Consider the following 24644-nt stretch of genomic DNA (forward strand, 5'->3'; position numbering starts at 1 on the left):
CCGCGCGTTGAGTACTAATCAATTGTACACAATCATTCAACCTATGCACTAACAACCTGTATTACAGAGTCTAAAGCCTCTCCCGGCTTATCACTGTCGAGCCACTGAACTGAACTCCAGCCCCGTAACCAAGTCATTTGGCGCTTTGCCAGTTGACGTGTCGCACAAACTCCACGGTAAACCATTTCGTCATAATCAATCTCACCAGACAGATAAGACCACATCTGCCGGTATCCCACACAACGAATGGCAGGCAAATCCGTATGCAAATCACCGCGGTCAAAAAGCGCCCTAGCCTCTGTTTCAAACCCTGCGTCCAGCATCTGATGAAAACGTAATTCAATCCGCTGGTGCAACAGTTCCCGGCTAACAGGCGCAATCGCAAATTGGTGAACCCTATAGGGTAAGGTTTCACCCGAAACTTTAGTCAGTTCCGTTAACGTTTTACCTGAAATAAAAAAAACTTCCAGTGCTCTGGAAAGCCGTTGGGGATCATTAGGATGAATTCGCGCCGCAGCAACCGGGTCTACCTCGGTTAACTGTTGATGCAATGCCTCCCAACCCAACTCAGCGGCCTGCTGTTCAATACGCTGGCGCACTTGCGGGTCTGCGGGTGGCAACGGAGATAAACCTTCCAACAGCGCTTTAAAATACAACATGGTCCCCCCCACCAGCAGCGGAATTCGCCCGGCAGCGGTAATATCGGCCATCTCTTTCAATGCATCTTTACGGAAATCAGCGGCTGAGTAGGATTCAGCCGGGTCACGGATATCAATCAGCCGATGTGGTGCTAACGCCAGCTCTTCAGCATTAGGCTTAGCAGTGCCGATATCCATGCCACGATAGATCAAGGCAGAGTCGACGCTGATTAACTCTACAGGTAACCGCTGCCGAAGCGCGATAGAGAGCGCTGTTTTACCACAAGCGGTTGGCCCCATAATAAAAATTGCCGGTGGCCGGTCTAGGTTTTCAATATCATTCATGAGTCAGGGTTGCCAATGCAGCCTTTATATCAATAGGTTGTAATAATCCAGCAGGCGGTGATTGCACCAACTGCGGACAAAGGCGTTCCACATCCGTCAATAACTGTATCGCTTGAGACACATTCCAAACCTCATGTTCGCTGCCAAGGTGGCGGGCAATCCATGTGGCCAGAACATCTGGCGATATCTCTTCATGCTGCGACAGATAGCCTAACAGTTCCGGTATCAGTTTTTGTAAATTTTGTTGGCGTAATGGTAAAGATACCGCACGTAAAGTGGCTCTTGTTTGCTCAACAGCCAATTCTATCCCCATAGTAACCAATAAGTTCTGATGGCGCAGACAGGCTGCGGCTTCATTCTTATCTAATGTCAGTTTTAATGGAATAAGTAATGGCTGAGGGCGTAAACCCTCGGCTGGCGGGTTCAGTTGAGCTTGTTTCAACCAGCGCTCAGCAACGGTCAGTGCCAGTAATGCCACGCCTTGTTTATATTCAATTAAAGCATAGCTTGGCGGGAATACCGTTAATACTCGACCAAAACTGTAATTATCGCCATGAAGTGGCTCATCGGTTGATGCAGAGCGCGGAGCTGACGCCTTGGCCGGCTGATCTACGGCTTGGCTCACCGCGGCGGGTTGCACCAATTGACGATATAATTCGCCTTGCTGCTTTTGGTAGGGTTGCCCAGCGCTATAGCCAGGTGCTGCTTGTTCACGGGCAGGTGACCGCGCTGTCGCTACCGTGGGTTCAGAAGTTGATACTTTCTCTGCAACCCGTGTCCGCTCTGCCGGAGAAGCTTTCGCAGGCTCAGGTTGAGCATACTTATTCCCCCCTGCCGCCACACGGTTTTCCGGCTGCCAACGTGGTGCCTCTATCTCTTCACCATCTTCATTGATATTCAGCACCGGCGAAGCTGCCTGTTGTAAAACAGTAGTGACAGCCTGATAAATAAAGTCATGTACCAACCGCGCCTGATGGAAACGCACCTCATGTTTCGCCGGATGCACATTTACATCCACCTGATGCGGATCAATATCCAGATACAAAACATAAGCCGGTTGTTGATCGTCTTTGAGTAAATCTTGATAGGCCTGACGGATGGCGTGATTAATCAACCGGTCACGCATCATGCGATTATTGACGTAACAATACTGCATTTCACTGAGCGTGCGGCTGGCGGCAGGATCGGCCACCCACCCACGGATGGTTAAATCACCATGTTGCCAAGAAATGGCCAGTGCATGCTGCAAAAAGGCCGGGCCACAGATGCTCGCCAGGCGGCGTTCGTGCTGTGAAGGGTCAGGGGCTGCGCGGTACTGGCGCATTAACTTACCGTTATGACTCAGGTTTATCGCCACATCAAAACGCGCCAGCGCAATGCGCCGCACCACTTCATCAATATGACCAAATTCGGTTTTTTCAGTGCGCATAAATTTGCGGCGCGCTGGCGTGTTATAAAACAGATCCAGCACTTCAAGGGTGCTACCCACCGGATGCGCCGCTGGCTTGATGGTGACAGCCATATCACGCCCTTCCGCATAAGCCTGCCAGGCTTCATTTTGTTCGGCAGTGCGTGAAGTCAAAATCAGGCGTGAGACTGAACTGATACTGGCCAGTGCTTCGCCACGAAACCCCATGCTGAGGATAGCTTCCAGATCTTCTAGCGAACTGATCTTACTGGTGGCATGGCGCGCCAGCGCCAGTGATAAATCTTCTTTGCCGATGCCACAGCCATTATCGCGGATACGAATCAGTTTGGCGCCACCACGTTCAATATCGATATCAATCCGGGTGGCTCCTGCATCCAGACTGTTTTCTACCAACTCTTTCACTACCGACGCAGGCCGCTCGACCACTTCACCGGCGGCAATTTGGTTAGCAAGCTGTGGTGGCAGAATATGAATCGGCATAGCAGTTCCTTTCGCTTACGATTGTGGGATCGTGAGGGTTTGCCCTAGCTGGACATTACCTGATTTTATCTTGTTCGCCCGCTCAATCTCACTCATCGATACGCCATATCTGGCCGCAATGGCTGATAGCGTATCACCGCGTTTTACCTGATGTTTTATGGTTTTGTTTTTAGCAATTGCGCTGGTTTTGGGTGCCGCTGCCGTTACCGTGCGGCCCGATGTCGGCACTTTCAAACGCTGCCCTACCCACACCACATCATTTTTCAGCGTATTGTTTTGCCGCAATACCGCCATGCTGACGCCGTATTGGCTCGCAATGCCGGATAAGGTTTCGCCACGTTGCACTTTATGGATTTGGCTTTTACCTGCCGCCACCGGCTTGACGGCAGAGACTCTGCCACTTTGCGCATTGCTGACAATCGGATCTGGCTGATTAACACTTGAACGCTGTACTGAAGAATCAACCGCCGCTGTTTCTATTAGCGGGCGGTTTTCGACCTTTGGGTCGGCTTGTAGCGGATGCGCGAGGAAATAACTGCGCAAGCCTTTATAAATGGCCTGAGCAATCTTCTCCTGATACGCGCTACTGCCAAGCAGCCGCTCCTCCGTACTATTACTGATAAAGCCGGTTTCCACTAATAACGATGGAATATCCGGTGAACGTAACACCCCAAGACTGGCGTGTTCAGGCCGACGTTTATGAATGTCGCCCACGGTTTGTAGCTCACGCAGCACTTTGGTTGCTACGTCATAGCCCACTCGCTGGGAATGGCCGAATTGGAGATCCAATACTGCCTGACTCAAATAAGGGTCCGACGCGGTGTTAGCTAACACGTCACCGGCACCACCAAGCAATTCAGATTGCTTCTCATGCTGTTCCAGCCAGCTCCCCATCTCACTGTTAGCACGGCGATTTGACAGAACCCAGACCGAAGCCCCTGTAGCACTGCGGTTAGGGGCGGCATCCGCATGAACAGAAACCAGCACATTAGCGCCCTGCTTACGGGCTACATCCGAACGGCCCATGACCGAAATGAAGTAATCACCATTACGGGTTAAAACCGGTTTAAACATGGGGTCACTGTTAAGCAATGCTTCAAGTCGGCGGGCGATGGCAATCGTGACATTCTTCTCTTTCAGGCCATTTTGCCCAATAGCACCTGGGTCCTGCCCACCGTGACCCGCATCAATAGCCACCACTACGCGATCGCTATTAGCTACACGGCTGGCTTTAATCGGGCGGGCGGTATTGGTGGTGATGGTATCAGTGCTGACCACCACAGTCGGCTTATTATTAAACGGGTTTTTAGCCTCAGATGTGGTGTTTGAATTGGTCACGCGCGGTGTCGTATTCACACTATTTATCGGCGGCGTCAAACGCCCAGCATTCGGGCTAGGGGTATTGGTTTGGCTCAGTGGCCTATTGTTTGGGCTTAACGTATTGTTTGGGCTTAACGTGGTTTGCACCTGACGAGCAGGGGCGGTCGCGGTCATAGTAATGACGACCGTGTAGTTGCTGCCCGACTGCTGTGTCACCGCGCGGGTTTTAACTTTCTGCGTCAGTTCCAGCACCAGACGGGTACTTTGCTCATCTTTCGGGGTACTGGAGCGAATTCTTTTCAGCAGATTTTGCCCACTGAACTCCAGGGGCAAACCGGAGAGATTACCGCTTTGGCGGACATCCAAGACCACTCGTTCAGGCGAACTCAACGAGAAAAAGGCATAAATCGGTTTGCCATCAAAACTGAGCGTCACCCGGCTTTCCGTCGGGCCATTGTTCACTTTAATATCGGTGAGCTTCATAGCCAAGGCAGAAGGCAGGCTTAATAAACTCACCATAACCAGCATTACTGCGGTAAATGATCGTTTGCAGCGATTTATTAGCGACAAGCTATGCATCATTATCAGATTATCCTTGCACAGCAGCTAAACGGCGCAATACATCCGCACCCGCATCGGAAAGAGCAACCAGCCGGGCTTCACGCCCTTCGGCCTGATAAGCCAAATGTAACTCGATATCGGCTCGAGGTAAGAACCCTTCACCTTGCTGTGGCCATTCCACCAGGCAAATTGCCCGCTCATCGAAATAATCACGAATACCCATAAACTCCAGCTCCTCAGGATCCGCCAGACGATACAGGTCAAAATGGTAAACCGGTCTTGGGGCTAACGCATAAGGTTCAACCAAGGTATAAGTAGGACTTTTAACGTGGCCAACATGCCCAAGGGCTTGAAGGAAGCCACGGCTGAAAGTCGTTTTTCCGGCACCTAAATCGCCGAACAGATAAATAACGCTGGCACCATTGAAGGCATGGGCCAAAGTAGCCCCTAATGCAACGGTCGCTGCCTCATCAGGCAGAGGTAAAACGAGTTCTTTCATTCTGTGATATCTATCTTGCTAACTCAGGATTAACGTACTTCGGAATAACCGGCAGCAAATCTGTCGCCAGTAAACCCCGGGTGCCTTGAACTTCGGCCAGTTTGTCTGCGGCAACGCCATGCACGACACAACCTGCACAGGCGGCATCATACAGCACCAGCTTTTGTGCTATCAAACTACCAATAATACCGGACAGAATATCCCCCATGCCACCGGAGGCCATCCCTGCATTACCAACATCAGCAATCGCCATCTCGCCCTGTTCACTGGCAATCAGAGTACCAGCACCTTTCAATACCACCACACCACCATATTGTTTAACGATGTTTCGGGCCGAAAGTAAGCGGTCACTCTCAATATCAGCGACGCGGCAACCAAGCAGACGAGCAGCTTCCCCCGGATGTGGGGTCAATACCCGATTCTGACGCCTATGCGGATTTAATGCCAGTAAGTTGAGTGCATCTGCGTCCCATAATGCTGGTTTATCACTTTGTTGCAATAAATTCAGCGCATTCCGGCCCCAATCGGATTGCCCCAGCCCCGGACCGACAACCAAGACATCAGCCCAGCCAATACCTTGCTCAAGAGTTTCCTGCGTTAGCTCTTGTACCATCAGCTCTGGCCTCGCTGCCAAAATCGGTGCGACATGTTCAATGTGAGTGAGCACTCGCACCAAGCCAGCCCCACTGCGCAGAGCGGCTTCACCCGCCATCCTAATCGCACCTCCCAGCCCTTTGTCTCCGCCCACCAGCAACAATCGACCATGTTCCCCCTTATGAGCACAAGGGCGGCGTGGCTTCAGCCATTGGGGTAGATGATCAGCGGTCATTCGCTCAATTTGTACCGGTTGGGTGAGCAGCCATGCGGTTAGCCCCAAGTCATTGCAGTGTACATGCCCCACCCAATCACGGGCCTGACCAGTGAGCAAACCCGGTTTCAGCGTGACAAAGGTCAGGGTGTGGTCTGCGCGAATAACGGAGCCAGGAGCAGCACCACTGTCGGCACTGAGCCCAGAAGGAATATCCAAAGCAACTTTAGCTGCACGATGGCGATTCGCGGTGTCAATCAGCGTAGCATAAACGCCTTGCGGCGCTGCCCGCAGGCCAATACCCAATAATGCATCGATAATCAAATCAATATGTTGAGGCCACGGGGTATCAGGTTGATGAATCACACCGCCGGCAGCCAGCCATTGGGATTGCGCCTGATGCGCTTCTGCGGGTAATGGCCGATTGCCGGGGCAGGCAATAAGCGTAACATTCAGCCCCGCCGCTAAGGCCCGACTCGCAACGATATAGCCATCGCCACCATTATTGCCGTGGCCACACAAGATCAACCAGTGACGCGCCGCTGGATACTGTTTACGCGCCAGTTCAAAAGCCGCATCGCCCGCTCTGACCATCAGATCAAATAACGTTAGAGAGAAGTATGCTGCGGCCACGGCCTCGTTCTGGCGTACCCAGTCCGCAGAAAAAACAGAGTGTGGTAAACTAATACCGATTTGTTTCTTACTATGGTCCGTCATGGCACACCCCCTCGATCTGAATCAATTAGCCCAACATATCAAGCAATGGGGGCAATCGCTAGGTTTCCAGCAAGTCGGTATCTGCGATACGGATTTGTCTGCGGAAGAACCGCGTTTACAGACTTGGCTTGATAAACAATATCATGGCGAAATGGCCTGGATGGCTCGCCACGGTATGCTGCGCGCGCGACCCCATGAATTATTACCCGGAACCTTGCGGGTGATCAGCGTGCGAATGAATTATCTCCCTGCCAAGGCTGCATTTGCCAGCACATTAAACAATGCTGAGTTAGGTTATGTCAGTCGCTATGCGCTGGGCCGTGATTATCATAAGTTGTTGCGCCAGCGGCTGAAGAGATTGGGCGATATGATTCAGAGTTATTGTCTGGAGCAGGCTCACGGTGACATCAATTTCCGCCCATTTGTGGATTCCGCCCCCATTATGGAGCGGTCATTGGCTGCAAAAGCAGGGATTGGCTGGGTTGGTAAGCACTCACTAATTTTAAATCGTGATGCGGGTTCCTGGTTCTTTCTTGGCGAATTACTGATTGACCTGCCGCTGCCGATTGATAAGCCGCAAGAAGAGCAATGTGGCCGTTGCGTCGCCTGTATCACCACCTGCCCGACCGGCGCTATCGTTGCGCCCTATACCGTTGATGCTCGCCGCTGTATCTCCTACCTGACCATCGAATTAGAAGGGGCGATACCAGAAGAATTTCGTCCACTAATGGGGAATCGTATTTATGGTTGTGATGACTGCCAGCTTATCTGCCCCTGGAACCGCTTCTCACAATTAACCGATGAAGAAGACTTCAGCCCACGCGCCGTGCTACACACGCCACAGTTACTGGATTTATTTGCCTGGAACGAAGAGAAATTTTTGCGGGTTACGGAAGGTTCCGCCATCCGCCGCATTGGTCACCTGCGCTGGCTACGTAATATCTCAGTCGCTTTGGGCAATGCTCCCTATCTCGACAGTATCGTATTGGCACTGGAAGCGCGTCGCGGGATTCATCCGATGTTAGATGAACATATTGAGTGGTCAATCTCACAACAATTGAAAAGACGGTCTACACTGATTGTGGATGTTCAATCGCCACAGAAAAAAAGGCTGGTGCGAGCTATTGAAAAAGGCCTGCCACGGGATGCCTGATATCCCCCGTTACCTGAAACTATATGCTGTTTGGTATAGCTTTTTTTTATGTATTTTTATAATGAATGAACTCAGAGTTTTCCTGTGCATAAAAATAAAAACACCTTGGCAATCAAGCGCGAAAAAAAGCGCAAGTGATCGGCATAACGTTTTCACAGAAAAATATATATCGCTAAATCAAAGAGATATAAAAGAGGGCTTTGCAGTGGATAAAATATGAGCTGGATATAAAAAGAACAGAATCTGTGGATAAGTCTGTTGACGAAGTTAATACATTGTATGTACAACGCGGCATGACGCGTAGCGCGGCTGTGGATAAAAAATAATAGAATTGAATGAAAATTTTGGAGCGGGAAACGAGACTCGAACTCGCGACCCCGACCTTGGCAAGGTCGTGCTCTACCAACTGAGCTATTCCCGCATTGAGATGCTTTTGCACCCTGCTGTATGTAACAGCATTTGATATTTACTGCTTATTCAGAAATAAATTTTGGAGCGGGAAACGAGACTCGAACTCGCGACCCCGACCTTGGCAAGGTCGTGCTCTACCAACTGAGCTATTCCCGCGTCGCTGCCATACATCATAAAAAAATAACGTATCACTTATATTTCTGACTTCTGAACTAAAGCTGCTGTACTGCTGGCCACTGTCTTTATGGTTAAAGATTGGAGCGGGAAACGAGACTCGAACTCGCGACCCCGACCTTGGCAAGGTCGTGCTCTACCAACTGAGCTATTCCCGCTTTGTGCCGCCTTACTTTTTACAACTTCTTCTACACATAACTCGTACTAAATCGGTCTGCGCATGTTTGCGAATTCTTCATCGGTACGGGGTGCGCATTATACGAGAAATCCGTTTTGCCGCAAGCCCCTAAAAGCAAAAAAATCATTTTTTGGTTCAAGTGCCGATTAAAACAGCAATGTGGCGCTTTTACCAGCATCAGGCAAAGTATATACCCAAAGTTATTGAAACAGCAGGGGGTAAGCGCGGCTACCCCTGCTGTTTCAAGGCCGCAATAAATCCCCAAAGTCATTGGAGTTGCAGGTAGGCAGCCAGCAAACGCATCCCGATGAGTCTATTTATTTTAAGGTCAACGGGCAGTCAGTGATTCGGGTGAGCGAACGCAGCTAACCCCCTGCTGCTTCAAGGCCGCAATAAATCCCCAAAGTCATTGGAGTAGCAGGTAGGCAGCCAGCAAACGCATCCCGATGAGCTTACATAAGTAAGTGATTCGGGTAAGTGAGTGCAGCTAACACCCCTGCTACTTCAAGGCCGCAGGGGATTAAGATTGAATAAAATGCTCGCGGTAATAGGCAAGCTCAGCCACAGATTCACGGATATCGTCTAGCGCCTGATGGGTATTCTGTTTTTTGAAACCCGGCAGGATCTCTGGCTTCCAGCGGCGTGCCAGCTCTTTTAGCGTGCTGACATCCAGATAACGGTAGTGGAAATAGGCTTCAAGCTCTGGCATATAGCGGAACAGGAAGCGGCGATCTTGGCCCACACTGTTACCACAGATAGGTGAAGCACCTGCTGGAACCCACTGCTTCAAGAATTCAATGGTTTGTAGTTCAGCATCACTATCGCTAAATGGGCTAGCTTTAACTCGTTCAACCAAACCGCTGCCGGTATGGGTACGCACATTCCATTCATCCATAAGCCCAAGCTGTTCATCTGACTGATGGACTGCCAATACTGGGCCTTCTGCCAGAATATTAAGATTAGCATCGGTGACCAGAGTGGCTATCTCAATGATCCGATCGCGCTCAGGATCAAGGCCGGTCATTTCCAGATCGATCCAGATCAGATTATTTTGATTCTCTGCCATAATATTTCCTGCCTGTTAGCGGGTGAGACTACCGAACAAACGGTTAATTGATAAAATAATGTGTATCATAGCCCTTTTGGTCGCAACCAGCGATATACCCAAAGAAATTGGCGTTGCAGGTAGGCAGCAAGTGAACGAGCCCCGATAGGCTTACGCCGCGGGAGAGTAAACCTGGTGGCCCCAGCGGCTTCAAGTATGAAGGGTATTAATGCAGATTCAAGTGAGGCGCAGTGAGTAAGAATAAACTGTCGAAAGGTCAACAACGCCGTGTGCAGGCAAACCATCAGCGTCGGCTACGCACTGATAGAAAACCTGAGTTAGATGACTCTCAGCTTGGCGATGCGCAAGAAGGTATCGTAATCAGTCGTTTCGGTCAGCACGCCGATGTCGAAGCCACCGATGGTGTTCAACACCGTTGTAACATCCGCCGTACCATTAAATCACTGGTTACCGGTGACCGTGTGGTCTGGCGTCCGGGCTTGCAAGCTCAGGAAGGTGTGCGGGTTAAAGGTATTGTCGAAGCTGTGCATGAGCGCACATCCGTGCTAACACGCCCTGATCTGTATGATGGCGTGAAACCGATCGCCGCGAATATCGATCAGATCGTGATTGTTTCGGCGATCTTGCCTGAACTTTCTCTTAATATTATCGATCGTTATCTGGTGGCCTGTGAAACACTGGAAGTCGAACCGTTAATTGTGTTGAATAAAATCGATTTACTGGATGCCGATGGCCGTAAATTCGTTGATGGCATGATGGAAATTTACCGCCGCATTGGCTACAACGTGCTGGAAGTCTCAAGCCAAACCCGTGAAGGGATGGAAGCCTTTGAAAAGGCGCTGGCCGGGCGCATCAGTATCTTTGCCGGTCAGTCTGGTGTGGGTAAATCCAGCCTGCTGAATGCCCTGCTACCGCCAACGGATAACGAAATTCTGGTGAATACCGTGTCGGGTAACTCAGGTCTGGGTCAGCACACCACCACCGCAGCCCGCTTATATCACTTCCAGCAAGGCGGCGATGTGATTGACTCCCCAGGGGTGCGTGAATTTGGCCTCTGGCATCTGGCACCGGAACAAATCACTCAAGGATTTGTCGAATTCCGTGATTATCTCGGCCATTGCAAATTCCGTGATTGCAGCCATACCACCGATCCCGGTTGTGCACTGCGCGAAGCGGTAGAACAAGGCAAGATCGCTGAAGAGCGTTTCGATAATTACCATCGGATTCTGGAAAGTATGGAACAGGCGAAGCCGCGTAAGACATCAGATAGCGACGAGAAATGATGTCGCGATCGTCCTGTTGAAATAGTCCTGTTGAACATGCTTTAGCTAAAAACTGTGGGCGCAGAAAGATATATACCCAAGTGACGTCGAGATGCAGGTAGGCGGCAGTTGAGCGAAGCCCCAGTCACTAACTCAAGTAAGTGACTGGGGGTGAGTAAAGGCAGCCAACCCCCTGTATCTTGAAGGGCGACGGGTATAATGCGCCCCTTATTAATTTTACCGTTTACCCAGAGGTCTACGTGCTGGACAGTATCAAAATCAGATTACAATATTTACTCCCAAAACTTGGCCTGACCCGTTTGGCTGGCTGGGGGGCAGATAAGCAAGGTGGCTGGCTGACCCAATTGGTGATCAAGGCATTTGCCCGCTATTACCATGTTGATATGAAGGAAGCCCAGGACCCTGAGTTCTCAGCTTATCGTTCGTTCAATGAGTTCTTTGTGCGCCCACTGCGCGCAGGTGTGCGCCCTGTTGTCGCGGAAGAAAACCTCTTGGCACAACCTGCCGACGGCGCTATTAGCCAGTTAGGCGCAATTCATGACGGGCAAATTTTGCAGGCAAAGGGCCATAACTACACGCTGGAAGCCCTGCTGGCTGGTAACTATATGCTGGCTGCTGAATTCCAAAATGGTCATTTTGTCACCACCTATCTGGCCCCGCGTGACTACCATCGCGTTCATATGCCGTGTGACGGTGTCTTGCGCGAAATGATTTATGTGCCTGGTGATTTGTTCTCGGTCAATCCATTGACTGCGGCTAATGTGCCTAATCTCTTTGCACGTAATGAACGTGTTATTTGCATCTTTGATACCGCCTTTGGCCCGATGGCACAAATTCTGGTAGGTGCCACTATTGTTGGCAGCATAGAAACCGTCTGGGCTGGCACCATTACCCCGCCACGAGAAGGTGTGATTCGCCGTTGGACCTATCCACAAGCAGGGGCTGAAGGCGCGGTAGTGCTGGAAAAAGGGCAAGAAATGGGCCGCTTTAAGTTAGGCTCGACAGTGATTAACTTGTTTGCTGAAGGTAAAGTCTATTTAGCACCACAGTTAAACAGCGGTTCTGTTACCCGCATGGGTGAAGTATTAGCCGAAGCCGTCCCTGAACGGCCTTGCACTGCTATACCCTAAATAATTCGAGTTGCAGGAAAGCGGCAAGCGAGTGACAAATTGGTTGTAAACCATTTTGAACTGCATTTATGCTAGCCCGCAGGGTGAGCCTCTTTGAGGCTCATAATCCCGATGAGTTGGCACCAGTCAACTCACTGGGTGACACCCCTGCCAACAGCAGATTTGAACGCTGCTTGCAGCTTGAAGGATGACGGGTATAAACGTAATCGATGTTAAGGAACCCTTACGTGCGCCTAATAATTTCGCAGCCTTTTGGCAAGTTACTCTCTTTTGGCTTATTACTGTCATTTGTCATGTTGCTGTCTCTGCCGTTACATGCGGCAACTCAGCCTAATGAAGATCAGCTCAGACAAGAGCTGAAACAGGCTGAAACCAATAAAGGGATGCCAAATCAGACCGAAATTGTTCAGGCGCTGCAATCGGCTCTTAGCTGGCTGGCGGATGCAAAAGAGTCTGATATCCGCGCACAGCAGTATCAAAAAGCCATTGATGATTTCCCCAAGCTGACCCGCGAGTTACGCCAGGAATTGGCTCAGGAAGGGGATAAACCCCTGCCCGTCCCCAGTAACATGTCCACATCCGAGCTGGAACAACAAGTGCTGCAAATCAGCAGCCAGTTGTTGGAATTAAGCCGTTTGTCGCAACAGGAACAGGACCGGGCGCGGGAAATCAGTGAGTCCCTCAGCCAGCTGCCTCAGCAGCAATCAGAAGCTCGCCGAATTCTGGCTGAAATCAGCGCCCGGCTTCAGGCACAAAGCAACCCTGCAAATCCAGTCGCTCAGGCACAATTTGCATTACTGCAAGCAGAAGCGGTGGCCCGTAAGGCCAAAGCCAATGAACTGGAACTTTCTCAGCTCTCCGCCAACAACCGGCAAGAGCTGTCACGGCTACGTGCCGAGTTATACAAAAAGCGTCAAGAGCGGGTAGATGCTCAACTCCAAAGTTTACGTAATAATCTGAATAACCAACGCCAGCAGGCGGCAGAACAGGCTCTTGAACGCACCGAGTTACTGGCGGAACAAGGGGGCGACTTACCTGAGTCAATTATTAAGGAACTGCAAACCAACCGCGAGCTGTCGCAAGCGCTGAATCAACAGGCGCAACGCATTGATCTGATCTCTTCGCAACAACGGCAAGCGGTAGCCCAGACCCAACAAGTCCGGCAAGCTCTCAGCACTATTCGTGAACAGGCCCAGTGGCTGGGCGTTTCAACCGCATTAGGGGAAACACTGCGGGCACAGGTTGCAAGATTGCCTGAAGTGCCGAAATCCCAGCAGCTGGATCGTGATATGGCACAGTTGCGGGTTCAACGCCTGCTATATGAAGATATGCTGGAGAAGTTGCAGCAGCAAAACGTCAAATTAAAACAAAATGATGGCACACCGCTCACCACCGAGCAGCAGCGGATCCTTGATGCTCAGTGGCGCACACAGCGTGAATTGCTGAACTCGCTACTGTCCGGTTATGACACCCAGATCCTAGAATTAACCAAGTTGAAAGTGGCCAACAGTCAGTTGGTGGATGCGCTAAGTGAGGTGCGCGAGGCCACTCACCGTTATCTATTTTGGGTCGCAGATGTCAGCCCAATATCGCTGTCTTACCCGATTAACGTCGCTCATGACCTGACCCGCTTGCTGTCGCTGGATACATTTGCGCAGTTAAGTCGCGCGTTCGTCATGATGATGACCAGCCAGGAGACGCTGCTACCGGTCATCGCCGCCCTGCTGTTTGTCGGTTTCAGTATCAGCTCTCGTCGCCACTATCATGCCTTCCTGGAGCGTGCTAGCAGCCGGGTAGGTAAGGTTACGCAAGACCATTTCTCTCTGACGTTACGCACCGTTTTCTGGTCAATTCTGGTGGCACTGCCGCTGCCGGTGTTGTGGGCCGCTCTCGGTTATGGCCTGCAAAACGCCTGGTCATATCCAATGGCGATCGCCATTGGTAATGCCGTCACAGCCACCGTGCCAGTACTGTGGCTGTTTATGATAAGTGCCTCGTTTGCACATCCTCATGGCCTGTTTATCACCCACTTCCGCTGGTCACCAGCGCAGGTTGGGCGGGCAATGCGTTTCTATCGCATGTCTGTGTGGTTGATTATCCCATTGATGATGGCGCTAATTACTTTTGAGAATTATAACGACCGTGAATTTGCGGGCACCCTAGGCCGCTTGTGCTTTATTTTGCTGTGTGTTGCCTTAAGTCTGGTGACCAATAGCCTGAAACGGGCGGGTATTCCGCTCTATCTGGATAAAAAAGGCTCAGGTGAAAACATCATTAATGTGGCGTTATGGGGGCTACTGCTGTCTGCGCCACTGATTGCTGCGCTGGCCTCGGCACTCGGTTATCTCACCACCTCACAGGCGCTGCTGGCGCGTTTGGAAACCTCAGTTGCCATCTGGTTCTTCCTGTTGGTGGTTTACCATATTATCCGCCGCTGGATGTTAATTCAGCGCCGCCGTATTGCCTTTGACCGCGCCAAACAGCGGCGCGCCGATATTCTGGCGCAGCGCGCACGTGGTGAAGAAGATACACCGCACAATAACAGTACCGAAGGGTCCATTGATGTTGAGGAACCGGTCATTGATCTGGATGTGATCAGCGCCCAGTCCCTGCGGCTAGTGCGATCGATCCTGACGATGATCGCCTTGGTTTCAGTGATCGCTCTGTGGTCTGAGATTCATTCAGCTTTTGGTTTCTTGGAAAATATTCGCCTGTGGGATGTGTCATCCACCATTAACGGTATTGAATCAGTACAGGCGATCACCATGGGATCCCTGTTGATCGCTATCTTAGTGATGGTTGTGACGGCTCAGTTAGTGCGCAATCTGCCTGCCCTATTGGAACTGGCGCTGTTGCAGCATCTGGATCTGACACCGGGTACCGGTTATGCCATCTCCACCATCACCAAATATCTGTTGATCCTGTTCGGCGGCTTGCTCGGTTTCTCTATGCTGGGGATCGAATGGGCGAAATTCCAATGGTTGGTTGCCGCACTTGGTTTAGGTTTGGGGTTCGGTTTGCAGGAGATTTTTGCCAACTTCGTTTCTGGCCTGATCATTTTGTTCGAGAAACCAATCCGTATCGGCGATACCGTGACCATACGTGATCTCACCGGTAGCGTGACCAAAATCAATACCCGTGCCACGACTATCTCTGACTGGGATCGCAAAGAAATTATCGTGCCGAATAAAGCATTTATTACTGAGCAATTTATTAACTGGTCATTGTCGGATTCAATTACCCGTGTGGTACTAACAGTACCGGCACCGGCTGAAACCAGCAGTGAGGAAGTGACTGAGGTGCTACTTACTGCTGCACGCCGCTGTACTTTGGTATTGGATAACCCGCCGCCAGAGGTCTATCTGGTTGATCTTCAGCAAGGGATTCAGATTTTCGAACTGCGTATTTACGCCGCCGAAATGGGCCACCGTATGCCACTGCGCCATGAGATCCACCAGTTGATTCTGGCCGGTTACCGTGAACACGGTATTACTCTGCCATTCCCACCCTTCCAGGCTCGGTTGGAAACGCTGGGGCGTGGCGCTGGCCGCACTATTACTTCAGGGCGCGGCCGCACACCGGGTAGCTTGTAAGTTAAGTTGACGTATCGATAGAAAAATGGCCTGACTCTGTGAAGAATCAGGCCCAATAATCAGGGATATTACCCAAAGTCATGGGTGTTGCAGCAAGGCAGTAAGTTCATTAATCCCGATGAGCTTACATCAGTAAGTGATTCGGGTTCGTGAACGTAGCGAACACCGCTGCGGCGCCAAGGGCGAGGAGTTATTAAGCACGCCCTACCGGGAATGCAATAACATCATCTAACCTTTCTGCCCCCAGTGCCAACATCACCAAACGATCAACACCTAACGCCACCCCCGAGCAATCCGGTAAGCCTTGTTTCAAGGCGGCAATCAGATTCATATCAATCGGGTTCTGCGGTAAACCACGTTTGGCACGAATACGATTATCTTGCTCAAAACGTTGCAGTTGTTCATCACCATCAGTGAGCTCATGGAAACCATTCGCCAACTCAATGCCTTTGAAGTAAACCTCAAAACGTTCTGCCACACGGTGATCTTCGGTACTGATCTCTGCCAGTGAAGCCTGAGACGCCGGGAAATGATAAACGAAGGCCGGTTTATCACGGCCAATGTGCGGTTCTACCCCGACGGTAAACAGCAGTTGCAATAATGTATCGCGATCTTCTTCTGTATCGGCAATATTGCTTAAATCCAGTTTTGCCGCTGCTTCGCGCAGTTGCACTTTATCTGCCGACAATGGATCGATGTCTAAATGGCGCAGAAATGCTTGCTGATAAGACAGGGTTTCAGCGCTATTGCAATCCAGTATTTGCTGCAACAGGTCATCAACCTCATTCATTAAGCGATACATATCATAATGTGGGCGATACCATTCCAGCATGGTGAATTCAGGATTGTGATGACGACCAGCTTCTTCATTGCGGAAACTGCGCCCCAATTGATAGATAGATCCACTGCCCGCTGCCAATAAACGTTTCATGTGGTATTCAGGGCTGGTCATCATGTACAGCGTCAGGCCATCGGCAGCGCCCGGGCCAACAAACCGGGTTTGGAATGGGACTAAATGAACGTCCGTCACTGTCGCTTGGCTCATGGTTGGCGTCTCAACTTCTAATACGCCACGATCGGCAAAAAAGCGCCGGATCTCTGCCATTATTGCTGCGCGCTTCAACAAATTGGCGATAGGTGCACTCGGCTGCCAGCTTGCCGTTTCGCTCATGGTGGTTAACTCCGAAATCAAACAGGGGATGCAGTCTACTCGCATCTACTCACCCAGACAAATCCGTCACTCCCCAGCCAGATTTCTCGCCTAAATTCAGCATTTCGCGCTGAAAAAAAGACTTTAGCCCAGTAGATCCTGTTTGGGATCACGTTTTTGCTAGTAATGCGCCTGAGTAGGTTCAAATAAAACAAAACAATCGATCACATCAAATTTCTAGCACTTAGCATTAGGTATAATTATTCCCATACGAAAAGTAAGAAATAGCTATTCTTAATACCATCATTCTAGTCGCCCGCCAATTAGTTAGCGGGGTAATAATATTAAAAAAATATTACGAATAGAGATTCACTTTATATAGCCAAAGTCATTGCCGTTGCAGCGCACACCGTTGTGGCGTTAAGGACCAAGGGTATAAGATTTTCACTTGAACAATGGAGAAGCGCAGTGCAAACCTTTAACGCCGATCTTGCTATTATCGGGGCCGGAGGTGCTGGTTTACGTGCAGCAATAGCCGCAGCGGAAGCCAACCCCCAACTGAAGATTGCTCTGATCTCGAAAGTATACCCGATGCGTAGCCATACTGTGGCTGCCGAAGGGGGATCAGCCGCCGTCACACAAGACCACGATAGCTTTGACTATCATTTCCACGATACCGTAGCCGGTGGTGACTGGTTATGCGAACAAGATGTTGTTGACCATTTTGTCCACAGTTGCCCGCAAGAAATGGCACAGCTAGAAATTTGGGGCTGCCCATGGAGCCGTAAACCTGATGGCTCGGTTAACGTTCGCCGTTTTGGTGGGATGAAAATTGAGCGCACTTGGTTTGCTGCCGATAAAACCGGCTTCCATATGCTGCACACTCTATTCCAGACATCTTTAAAATACCCTCAAATTCAACGATTTGATGAGCATTTTGTGTTGGATGTTCTGGTCGATGATGGTCAGGCACGCGGTGTAGTTGCCATGAATATGATGGAAGGCACCCGTGTACAAATTCGTGCAAACGCGGTGGTCATGGCTACCGGTGGCGCAGGCCGAGTTTATCGTTATAACACCAACGGCGGTATTGTTACCGGTGATGGTATGGGGATGGCATTCCACCACGGCGTTCCGCTGCGAGATATGGAATTTGTGCAATACCACCCAACCGGCCTGCCAGGCTCTGGCATCCTGATGACTGAAGGTTGTCGTGGCGAAGGCGGTATTCTGGTCAATAAAGATGGTTACCGTTATTTGCAGGATTACGGAATGGGGCCAGAAACCCCACTCGGCGAACCTAAAAACAAATACATGGAACTCGGCCCTCGCGATAAAGTTTCGCAAGCCTTCTGGCATGAATGGCGTGCTGGCCGCACTATCGCCACACCACGTGGTGATGTGGTCTATTTGGACCTGCGTCATTTGGGCGAGAAAAAACTGCTCGAGCGCCTGCCGTTCATCTGTGAGCTGGCAAAAGCCTATGTTGGTGTCGATCCAGTCAAAGAACCTATCCCAGTGCGCCCAACTGCGCATTACACCATGGGCGGTATCGAAACCAACCAGCAGTGCGAAACACGGATCAAAGGGCTGTTCGCGGTAGGTGAATGTTCTTCTGTTGGTTTGCATGGCGCGAACCGTTTAGGTTCCAACTCACTGGCTGAGTTAGTGGTATTTGGTCGTGTCGCCGGTGAACAAGCCGCAGCGCGGGCCATGGAAGCCGGACCGGCAAATGGCAGTGCGCTGGATGCTCAAACCCGTGATGTGGAAACCCGCCTGAGTAACCTGATGAAACAGGAAGGGACCGAGAACTGGTCTAAAATCCGCGATGAGATGGGTCTGTCAATGGAAGAAGGTTGTGGTATTTACCGCACACCAGAACTGATGCAGAAAACTGTGGATAAACTGGCTGAGTTGAAAGAGCGCTTTAAACGCGTGAAAATCACCGATACCTCCAGTGTTTTCAATACTGATTTGCTGTACACCATCGAGCTGGGTTATGGCTTGGATGTGGCTGAATGTATGGCCCACTCCGCACTTAACCGCAAAGAGTCCCGTGGCGCGCATCAGCGTCTGGATGAAGGCTGTACCGAGCGTGATGATGTTAACTTCCTCAAACACACGCTAGCATTCCATAATCCGGGTGGCGCACCACGCCTTGAATACAGCGACGTTAAAATTACCAAGCTGGCACCTGCAAAACGTGTTTATGGTGGTGAAGCCACCGCACAAGATGCGAAAGATGCAAAAGATTTGAAGGATAAGGAGCAGGCGAATGACTGATATGAAACTCCTGAAAATGGAGGTCATGCGCTATAACCCGGAAAGTGATAGCGAACCTCACTTCGAAACCTTTGAAGTACCTTATGATGAGCAGACCTCTCTGCTTGATGCATTGGGCTACATCAAAGATAACCTGGCACCGGACCTCTCTTATCGCTGGTCTTGCCGAATGGCGATTTGCGGCTCATGCGGCATGATGGTCAACAAAGTTCCGAAACTTGCCTGTAAGACTTTCCTACGCGAATACACGGGCGGAATGAAAGTCGAGGCTTTGGGTAACTTCCCAATTGAACGCGATTTAGTGGTTGATATGACTCACTTTATTGAGAGTCTGGAAGCGATCAAGCCTTACATTATTGGTAATGAGCGGAAACCACAAGACGGCCCAAATAAACAGACTCCAGCTCAGATGGCGAAATACCATCAGTTCTCTGGCTGTATTAACTGTGGCCTGTGCTATGCCGCTTGCCCGCAGTTTGGCTTGAACCCTGAGTTCATCGGCCCGGCAGCGATCACTCTGGCGCACCGTTACAATCTGGATAACCGTGACCACGGTAAAAAAGAACGTATGCCGCAGCTTAACGGTAAAAATGGTGTATGGAGCTGTACCTTCGTTGGCTACTGTTCTGAAGTTTGTCCGAAACACGTTGATCCGGCTGCTGCTATCCAGCAAGGCAAGGTTGAGAGTGCTAAAGACTTCATGATCGCCATGCTGAAACCACAATAAGGGAGGGGAGACAGTAATGACTACTAAACGTAAAGCTTATGTCCGTACCATGGCCCCAAACTGGTGGCAGAAGCTCGGTTTCTACCGCTTTTATATGGTGCGTGAAGGCACGTCGGTGCCAACAGTCTGGTTCAGTGTTCTGTTGATTTACGGCGTATTCGCGTTGAAAAGTGGCCCGGCTGGGTGGGAAGGCTTTGTTGGTTTCCTGCAAAACCCACTGGTGTTACTGATCAATATCATTACGTTATTGGCCGCTGTGCTGCATACCAAAACCTGGTTTGAACTGGCACCGAAGGCCGCTAACATTATCGTTAATAGCGAAAAGATGGGTCCAGAGCCAATTATCAAGGCGCTGTGGGTTGTGACTGTCGTGGCTACCGCGATTATTCTGGCCGTTGCCTTACTCTAACTCGGAGGAGAACAAGATGAATCAAGTCCCTAAACGCTCCGATGAACCTATCTTCTGGGGTCTGTTTGGCGCGGGTGGTATGTGGAGTGCGATTATTGCACCTGCCATTATTCTGCTGGTTGCTATTTTGCTGCCGCTGGGCGCCTTCCCTGGTGATGCGTTGAGTTATGAGCGCATTCTGGCATTCTGTCAGAGTTTCATTGGCCGCATCTTCCTGCTACTGATGATAATTCTGCCACTGTGGTGCGGTTTACACCGTATCCATCACGCTATGCATGATTTGAAAATCCATGTCCCTGCCGGGAAATGGGTATTCTATGGTCTGGCAGCCATTCTGAGTGTGGTCACTATCATTGGTGTCCTAACGCTGTAATTATTCATACCTGATCTGCGGCCTGCTCTTTAGCGGGCCGTTTCTTTTTCAGCACTCAGCTAATAACTCAGATTCATCTATTTGCGCCTCTGATAACTGATAGCTATTCTCAGCCATAGAGTAATTATCAGAAAACTAAGGAACGTCAATGCGCCTGTGGTCAAAACTATCCGTATTAACTGCAACCCTGCTCTCGGTCGCCTGTAGCGTGACTCCCCCTAAAGACATGAAAGTGGTTGATAACTTTCAACTCCCCCGCTATCTCGGCACCTGGTATGAAATTGCCCGGTTAGACCACTCTTTTGAACGTGGATTGGAGAGAGTCAGCGCTAATTACACGCCCCGAGATGATGGTGGTGTAAAAGTCATTAATCGGGGTTATAACCCGCAGAAGCAGCAATGGCAGGAGAGTATCGGCAAAGCCTATTTTATTGGCTCGCCACAACAAGCCTCACTGAAAGTGTCATTCTTTGGGCCTTTCTATGGCGGCTATAATGTCATTGATTTAGATGATAAATATCAACATGCCTTAATTGCTGGCCCTAACCGGGATTATTTGTGGATTTTATCCCGTACGCCAACAATTGATACTCAAACTCGCGATCGTTTGGTTGCCGTAGCGAAGAATTATGGTTTCCCGGTTGATCAGTTGATATGGGTTAAGCAGGAAGGGCGGAGCGCAGAGATTAAAAAGTAATAATGTGGTGTTTTAGCCGTTAATCTGTAACAGCAGATCGAAATATGACCCGATCTGCTTTTCATTCCGAGAACGCGCTACAGGAAACCTTCGGTTATGACGCCAACTTCAACCCGATAATTCCGGCCAAAATCAACCCCAAGCTAAGCACCCGCGCCAAACTGGCAGACTCCCCAAGCAGTGCAATACCTAAAATAGCTGTACCTATCGCACCAATACCGGTCCAGACCGCATAGGCCGTGCCTGCCGGTAACGTTTTCATGGCATAAGCGAGTAAAAAGACACTGGCGGCCATCGCCACAAGAGTGATAACACTGGGCGTCAGCCGCGTAAAACCATGAGAATACTTTAGGCCGATAGCCCAAATAACTTCTAACAAACCCGCAATAACCAGAATAATCCAAGCCATGGTAACCACCTCGCTCAGGCGGGGTCGTCCCCGAAAAACAGATGCGTGCTCAGGTCGTCCTGAACAGCAGAAAGGTAAGGGGGATACGTTATCACGCTAAATAATAATCAGCAATATCATGATCAACCAAAACAAATCCGGCGGCAATCACCGCCGATAACAACATAAACAGACGTTTATTCGGCGCTACGTTCAATCGCACTACCAGCGCTTTGAACATCTTTGCCAACACCTTTCGTGGTGTTGCAGGCACTCAATGAAGAGATAACCAACAATGAAAAAATAATGGCGATACTTTTCTTCAACATTTTAAAGGTTCCTTATGGGACATTGGGCTTACTCAGCTTATAAGGATAGTCAAAAAAACAGCATTGCACTTTTTCCGACTCAATTTGCAGCACCACCGCGCGCTATCGATAAAATCCACATCCGACAGGCCCAGATAGCAGAAAACCGCTTAAAAGCGGTTTTCTTTCATTCTCAGCGCATCTTACTTATTAAGGCTTACTTAACGCGAGAAACATATTCGCCAGAGCGGGTATCAACTTTGATGACTTCGCCAACCTGTACGAATAATGGCACTTTGACCACTGCACCGGTGCTCAGAGTTGCAGGTTTACCACCGGTACCGGCAGTATCACCCTTCAGACCTGGATCAGTGTCAACAATTTCGAGTTCAACAAAGTTTGGTGGGCTGACAGCGATAGGCTGACCATTCCACAGAGTTACGATACATTCAGCCTGATCAATCAGCCATTTGTCGTTATCACCAATGGCTTTAGCATCAGCTTGCAACTGTTCGTAAGTCTCGTTATTCATGAAGTGCCAGAACTCACCGTCGTTGTACAGGTAAGTCAGGTTCAAATCGTTAACGTCTGCGCCTTCGGCAGAATCGGTAGATTTAAAGGTTTTTTCAACGCGTGAGCCGGTCAGCAGGCGGCGCATCTTAACACGAGCAAAAGCCTGACCTTTGCCTGGTTTTACGAACTCGCTGGATTCAACTGCATAAGGCTCGCCCTCGAACATGATTTTAAGACCGGGACGAAAATCGTTGCTATAATAAGTGGCCATAATGGTCCTCAAGAAACTGGTAGTTAAGCCTAAAAAATGGCAAGTATTGTAACCCGAAACATGCCAATTAGAGAAGATTGGTTACAGCAACTCGCCGATGTAATTACTGATCCGGCCGAATTGCTAAGAATTCTGTCCTTAAATGAACACCCTAACCTGCAACAAGGTATTGAGGCTCGTCGTTTATTCCCTCTCAGAGTCCCCCGCGCTTTTGTTGCGCGTATGCGGCTGGGGGATCCATCTGACCCATTATTGCTTCAAGTGCTGACCGCGCGCGAAGAGTTTATCGCCGCCCCCGGTTTCACCACCGATCCGCTTGATGAACAACGCAGCGTCGTACCCGGCTTATTACACAAGTATCACAACCGCGCACTGCTGCTGGTTAAAGGCGGCTGTGCCGTCAATTGTCGCTATTGTTTCCGCCGCCATTTCCCTTATCAGGATAACCAAGGCAACAAAGCCAACTGGCATCAAGCGCTAGACTATATCCGCCAACACCCTGAGCTAGACGAGATCATCTTTTCCGGCGGTGACCCGCTAATGGCAAAAGACCACGAACTCAGTTGGTTGCTGGATGAGCTGGAAAACATCGCTCACATCAAGCGCCTGCGTATCCATACCCGGTTACCGGTGGTTATCCCTGACCGTATTACTGCGGCACTGTGTCAGCGGTTGGGTGATACACGATTACAAGTGCTGATGGTTACACATATAAACCACGCCAATGAAATCGATCAGCCTTTACGGGACAGTATGGCACAGCTCAAACGGGCGGGTGTGACCCTATTAAACCAGAGTGTGCTGTTGCGAGGGATCAATGATGATGCCGAGGTATTGGCAACATTAAGTAATGCCTTGTTTGATGCCGGTATTCTGCCTTATTACATCCATGTGTTGGATAAAGTACAGGGCGCTGCTCACTTTATGGTCGATGATGACGAAGCAAGGCTATTGATGAAAGGGCTTCTATGCCGCGTATCCGGTTATTTGGTTCCCCGTTTAGCACGGGAAATTGGCGGTGAGTTAAGCAAGACCCCGCTGGATCTCCGATTGATGCAGGATAAATAATTCGGGTGACAAATCTGTAACTCGAAAGATGACGGGTATAACAATCAGGGGATGCCATGGCATCCCCTGATTTATTTAAATTTTCGCCTGAACTATCAAGGGCATTTATAAACTTCGCCAACCATTTTGCTATCCAGTGGCGCAAAGCTTGATAAGAAGGTTTCGCTTGGGCTGGTAGCACCGTAAATTACGTTGCCACCCATTGCTGCTGCTTTATTACGTAGATCATTTGCTGCACCACGCATAGAACTGCTTTCACCACCGCCACCAGAGAACCAGTTACTCTGAGTACCAGCCACTTGGCCGACCAACTGACATTCAGCACCAGGCTTAGTATCAGAGAACTTCACTTGCTCACCCGCCGAACTTAATTGGTTAGTGGAGCTACAACCCGCCAGCAACAGCGCTGCTGAAAGGCCAAGTAACACTTTAATTCGCATTTTTTTCCCCATTCTAAGTTGAGAATCACGCTAAAGATTACCAGAAAGCACCGCTGCCGCTTAGGCATCCGTTGCCGAAATTATCCAAATACTCGATGTCGAGCCTGATGGTTAATGGTTATCAGTTTACACATTAAATTACTGCCACAACTAAAAAAAGTCATGCAATCATCACACTGAATGAATTAAAACCACTTTTAGCGCGTTAAGTTACGAAATTTGAATCAGAAAA

21 protein-coding genes and 3 tRNA genes are annotated in these 24644 nt (G+C 50.0%); 10 read left to right on the top strand and 14 right to left on the bottom strand.

The window, feature by feature from the left end:
- Positions 1 to 41 precede the first annotated feature (41 nt).
- From miaA to nnr, 5 genes are all read right to left on the bottom strand, one after another.
- Positions 42 to 983: a tRNA (adenosine(37)-N6)-dimethylallyltransferase MiaA gene (gene miaA / locus EL015_RS19270; RefSeq protein ID WP_032908014.1), complete on the bottom strand. Its 942-nt coding sequence runs from the start codon at positions 981 to 983 to the stop codon at positions 42 to 44.
- Entirely contained in the window at positions 976 to 2892 is a 1917-nt protein-coding gene (gene mutL / locus EL015_RS19275; protein ID WP_005193195.1) for a DNA mismatch repair endonuclease MutL, read from the bottom strand. The genes miaA and mutL overlap by 8 nt, the downstream gene beginning before the upstream one ends.
- Positions 2893 to 2907: 15 nt before the next feature.
- Complete coding sequence (gene amiB / locus EL015_RS19280) at positions 2908 to 4740, bottom strand: N-acetylmuramoyl-L-alanine amidase AmiB (protein WP_005193192.1); 1833 nt, start codon at positions 4738 to 4740, stop codon at positions 2908 to 2910.
- Positions 4741 to 4801: 61 nt separating this feature from the next.
- The gene (gene tsaE, locus EL015_RS19285; RefSeq protein ID WP_005193189.1) at positions 4802 to 5272 is read right to left on the bottom strand and encodes a tRNA (adenosine(37)-N6)-threonylcarbamoyltransferase complex ATPase subunit type 1 TsaE; all 471 of its coding nucleotides are present in this window, start codon (positions 5270 to 5272) and stop codon (positions 4802 to 4804) included.
- 10 nt (positions 5273 to 5282) lie between these two features.
- On the bottom strand, positions 5283 to 6797 hold the full coding sequence (gene nnr / locus EL015_RS19290; protein ID WP_032908013.1) for a bifunctional ADP-dependent NAD(P)H-hydrate dehydratase/NAD(P)H-hydrate epimerase: 1515 nt from the start codon (positions 6795 to 6797) through the stop codon (positions 5283 to 5285).
- Between nnr and queG the strand changes: the two genes are divergently transcribed.
- Positions 6796 to 7950: a tRNA epoxyqueuosine(34) reductase QueG gene (gene queG / locus EL015_RS19295; protein ID WP_005193182.1), complete on the top strand. Its 1155-nt coding sequence runs from the start codon at positions 6796 to 6798 to the stop codon at positions 7948 to 7950. The genes nnr and queG overlap by 2 nt on opposite strands.
- 345 nt (positions 7951 to 8295) lie before the next feature.
- On the opposite strand, the gene EL015_RS19300 is transcribed toward queG, so the two are convergent.
- The 4 genes from EL015_RS19300 to orn all read right to left on the bottom strand — a co-directional run bounded on the left by EL015_RS19300 (position 8296) and on the right by orn (position 9779).
- Positions 8296 to 8371, bottom strand: a tRNA-Gly gene (locus tag EL015_RS19300).
- A gap of 70 nt (positions 8372 to 8441) precedes the next feature.
- Positions 8442 to 8517, bottom strand: a tRNA-Gly gene (locus EL015_RS19305).
- A gap of 100 nt (positions 8518 to 8617) precedes the next feature.
- Positions 8618 to 8693 (bottom strand) — tRNA-Gly (locus EL015_RS19310).
- 540 nt (positions 8694 to 9233) lie between these two features.
- The gene (gene orn / locus EL015_RS19315; protein WP_005187496.1) at positions 9234 to 9779 is read right to left on the bottom strand and encodes an oligoribonuclease; all 546 of its coding nucleotides are present in this window, start codon (positions 9777 to 9779) and stop codon (positions 9234 to 9236) included.
- Between the two features lie 230 nt (positions 9780 to 10009).
- Here orn and rsgA point away from each other — a divergent pair, with 230 nt between their 5' ends.
- The 3 genes from rsgA to mscM all read left to right on the top strand — a co-directional run bounded on the left by rsgA (position 10010) and on the right by mscM (position 15785).
- Complete coding sequence (gene rsgA, locus EL015_RS19320) at positions 10010 to 11062, top strand: small ribosomal subunit biogenesis GTPase RsgA (protein ID WP_005187493.1); 1053 nt, start codon at positions 10010 to 10012, stop codon at positions 11060 to 11062.
- 239 nt (positions 11063 to 11301) lie between these two features.
- Positions 11302 to 12192, top strand: a complete 891-nt coding sequence (gene asd, locus EL015_RS19325; RefSeq protein ID WP_005187492.1) for an archaetidylserine decarboxylase — start codon at positions 11302 to 11304, stop codon at positions 12190 to 12192.
- Between the two features lie 209 nt (positions 12193 to 12401).
- Positions 12402 to 15785: a miniconductance mechanosensitive channel MscM gene (gene mscM, locus EL015_RS19330; protein ID WP_042568694.1), complete on the top strand. Its 3384-nt coding sequence runs from the start codon at positions 12402 to 12404 to the stop codon at positions 15783 to 15785.
- A 193-nt stretch (positions 15786 to 15978) separates the two neighbouring features.
- Here mscM and epmA read toward each other — a convergent pair whose 3' ends face one another.
- Entirely contained in the window at positions 15979 to 16956 is a 978-nt protein-coding gene (gene epmA / locus EL015_RS19335; protein ID WP_032906822.1) for an elongation factor P--(R)-beta-lysine ligase, read from the bottom strand.
- Positions 16957 to 17403: 447 nt separating this feature from the next.
- Between epmA and frdA the strand changes: the two genes are divergently transcribed.
- The 5 genes from frdA (at position 17404) to blc (ending at position 21424) form a co-directional block, all read left to right on the top strand.
- Positions 17404 to 19218 carry a fumarate reductase (quinol) flavoprotein subunit gene (gene frdA / locus EL015_RS19340; RefSeq protein ID WP_005187486.1) on the top strand — a complete coding sequence of 605 codons (1815 nt, stop codon included), beginning with the start codon at positions 17404 to 17406 and terminating at the stop codon, positions 19216 to 19218.
- Positions 19211 to 19945, top strand: a complete 735-nt coding sequence (locus tag EL015_RS19345) for a succinate dehydrogenase/fumarate reductase iron-sulfur subunit (RefSeq protein WP_032906821.1) — start codon at positions 19211 to 19213, stop codon at positions 19943 to 19945. The genes frdA and EL015_RS19345 overlap by 8 nt, the downstream gene beginning before the upstream one ends.
- A gap of 16 nt (positions 19946 to 19961) precedes the next feature.
- Positions 19962 to 20354 (top strand): fumarate reductase subunit FrdC, encoded by a 393-nt coding sequence (frdC, locus tag EL015_RS19350; RefSeq protein WP_005187478.1) that lies wholly within the window; start codon positions 19962 to 19964, stop codon positions 20352 to 20354.
- Positions 20355 to 20370: 16 nt separating this feature from the next.
- On the top strand, positions 20371 to 20727 hold the full coding sequence (frdD, locus tag EL015_RS19355; RefSeq protein WP_005187476.1) for a fumarate reductase subunit FrdD: 357 nt from the start codon (positions 20371 to 20373) through the stop codon (positions 20725 to 20727).
- A 148-nt stretch (positions 20728 to 20875) separates the two neighbouring features.
- The gene (gene blc / locus EL015_RS19360) at positions 20876 to 21424 is read left to right on the top strand and encodes an outer membrane lipoprotein Blc (RefSeq protein ID WP_005187473.1); all 549 of its coding nucleotides are present in this window, start codon (positions 20876 to 20878) and stop codon (positions 21422 to 21424) included.
- A 94-nt stretch (positions 21425 to 21518) separates the two neighbouring features.
- Here blc and sugE read toward each other — a convergent pair whose 3' ends face one another.
- The 3 genes from sugE to efp all read right to left on the bottom strand — a co-directional run bounded on the left by sugE (position 21519) and on the right by efp (position 22904).
- Positions 21519 to 21833 carry a quaternary ammonium compound efflux SMR transporter SugE gene (sugE, locus tag EL015_RS19365; protein ID WP_005187470.1) on the bottom strand — a complete coding sequence of 105 codons (315 nt, stop codon included), beginning with the start codon at positions 21831 to 21833 and terminating at the stop codon, positions 21519 to 21521.
- Between the two features lie 176 nt (positions 21834 to 22009).
- A complete protein-coding gene (locus EL015_RS19370) occupies positions 22010 to 22141 on the bottom strand; it encodes an entericidin A/B family lipoprotein (RefSeq protein WP_004392446.1) in 132 nt (43 codons plus the stop codon).
- A 196-nt stretch (positions 22142 to 22337) separates the two neighbouring features.
- Positions 22338 to 22904 carry an elongation factor P gene (efp, locus tag EL015_RS19375; RefSeq protein ID WP_032906820.1) on the bottom strand — a complete coding sequence of 189 codons (567 nt, stop codon included), beginning with the start codon at positions 22902 to 22904 and terminating at the stop codon, positions 22338 to 22340.
- 36 nt (positions 22905 to 22940) lie between these two features.
- Between efp and epmB the strand changes: the two genes are divergently transcribed.
- Positions 22941 to 23972: an EF-P beta-lysylation protein EpmB gene (gene epmB / locus EL015_RS19380; RefSeq protein ID WP_032906819.1), complete on the top strand. Its 1032-nt coding sequence runs from the start codon at positions 22941 to 22943 to the stop codon at positions 23970 to 23972.
- A 95-nt stretch (positions 23973 to 24067) separates the two neighbouring features.
- Here epmB and EL015_RS19385 read toward each other — a convergent pair whose 3' ends face one another.
- Complete coding sequence (locus EL015_RS19385) at positions 24068 to 24412, bottom strand: DUF4156 domain-containing protein (RefSeq protein WP_032906818.1); 345 nt, start codon at positions 24410 to 24412, stop codon at positions 24068 to 24070.
- Positions 24413 to 24644: the final 232 nt, after the last annotated feature.

Origin of the sequence: Yersinia intermedia, from assembly GCF_900635455.1 — a bacterium.
Classification (GTDB): Bacteria; Pseudomonadota; Gammaproteobacteria; order Enterobacterales; family Enterobacteriaceae; genus Yersinia; species Yersinia intermedia.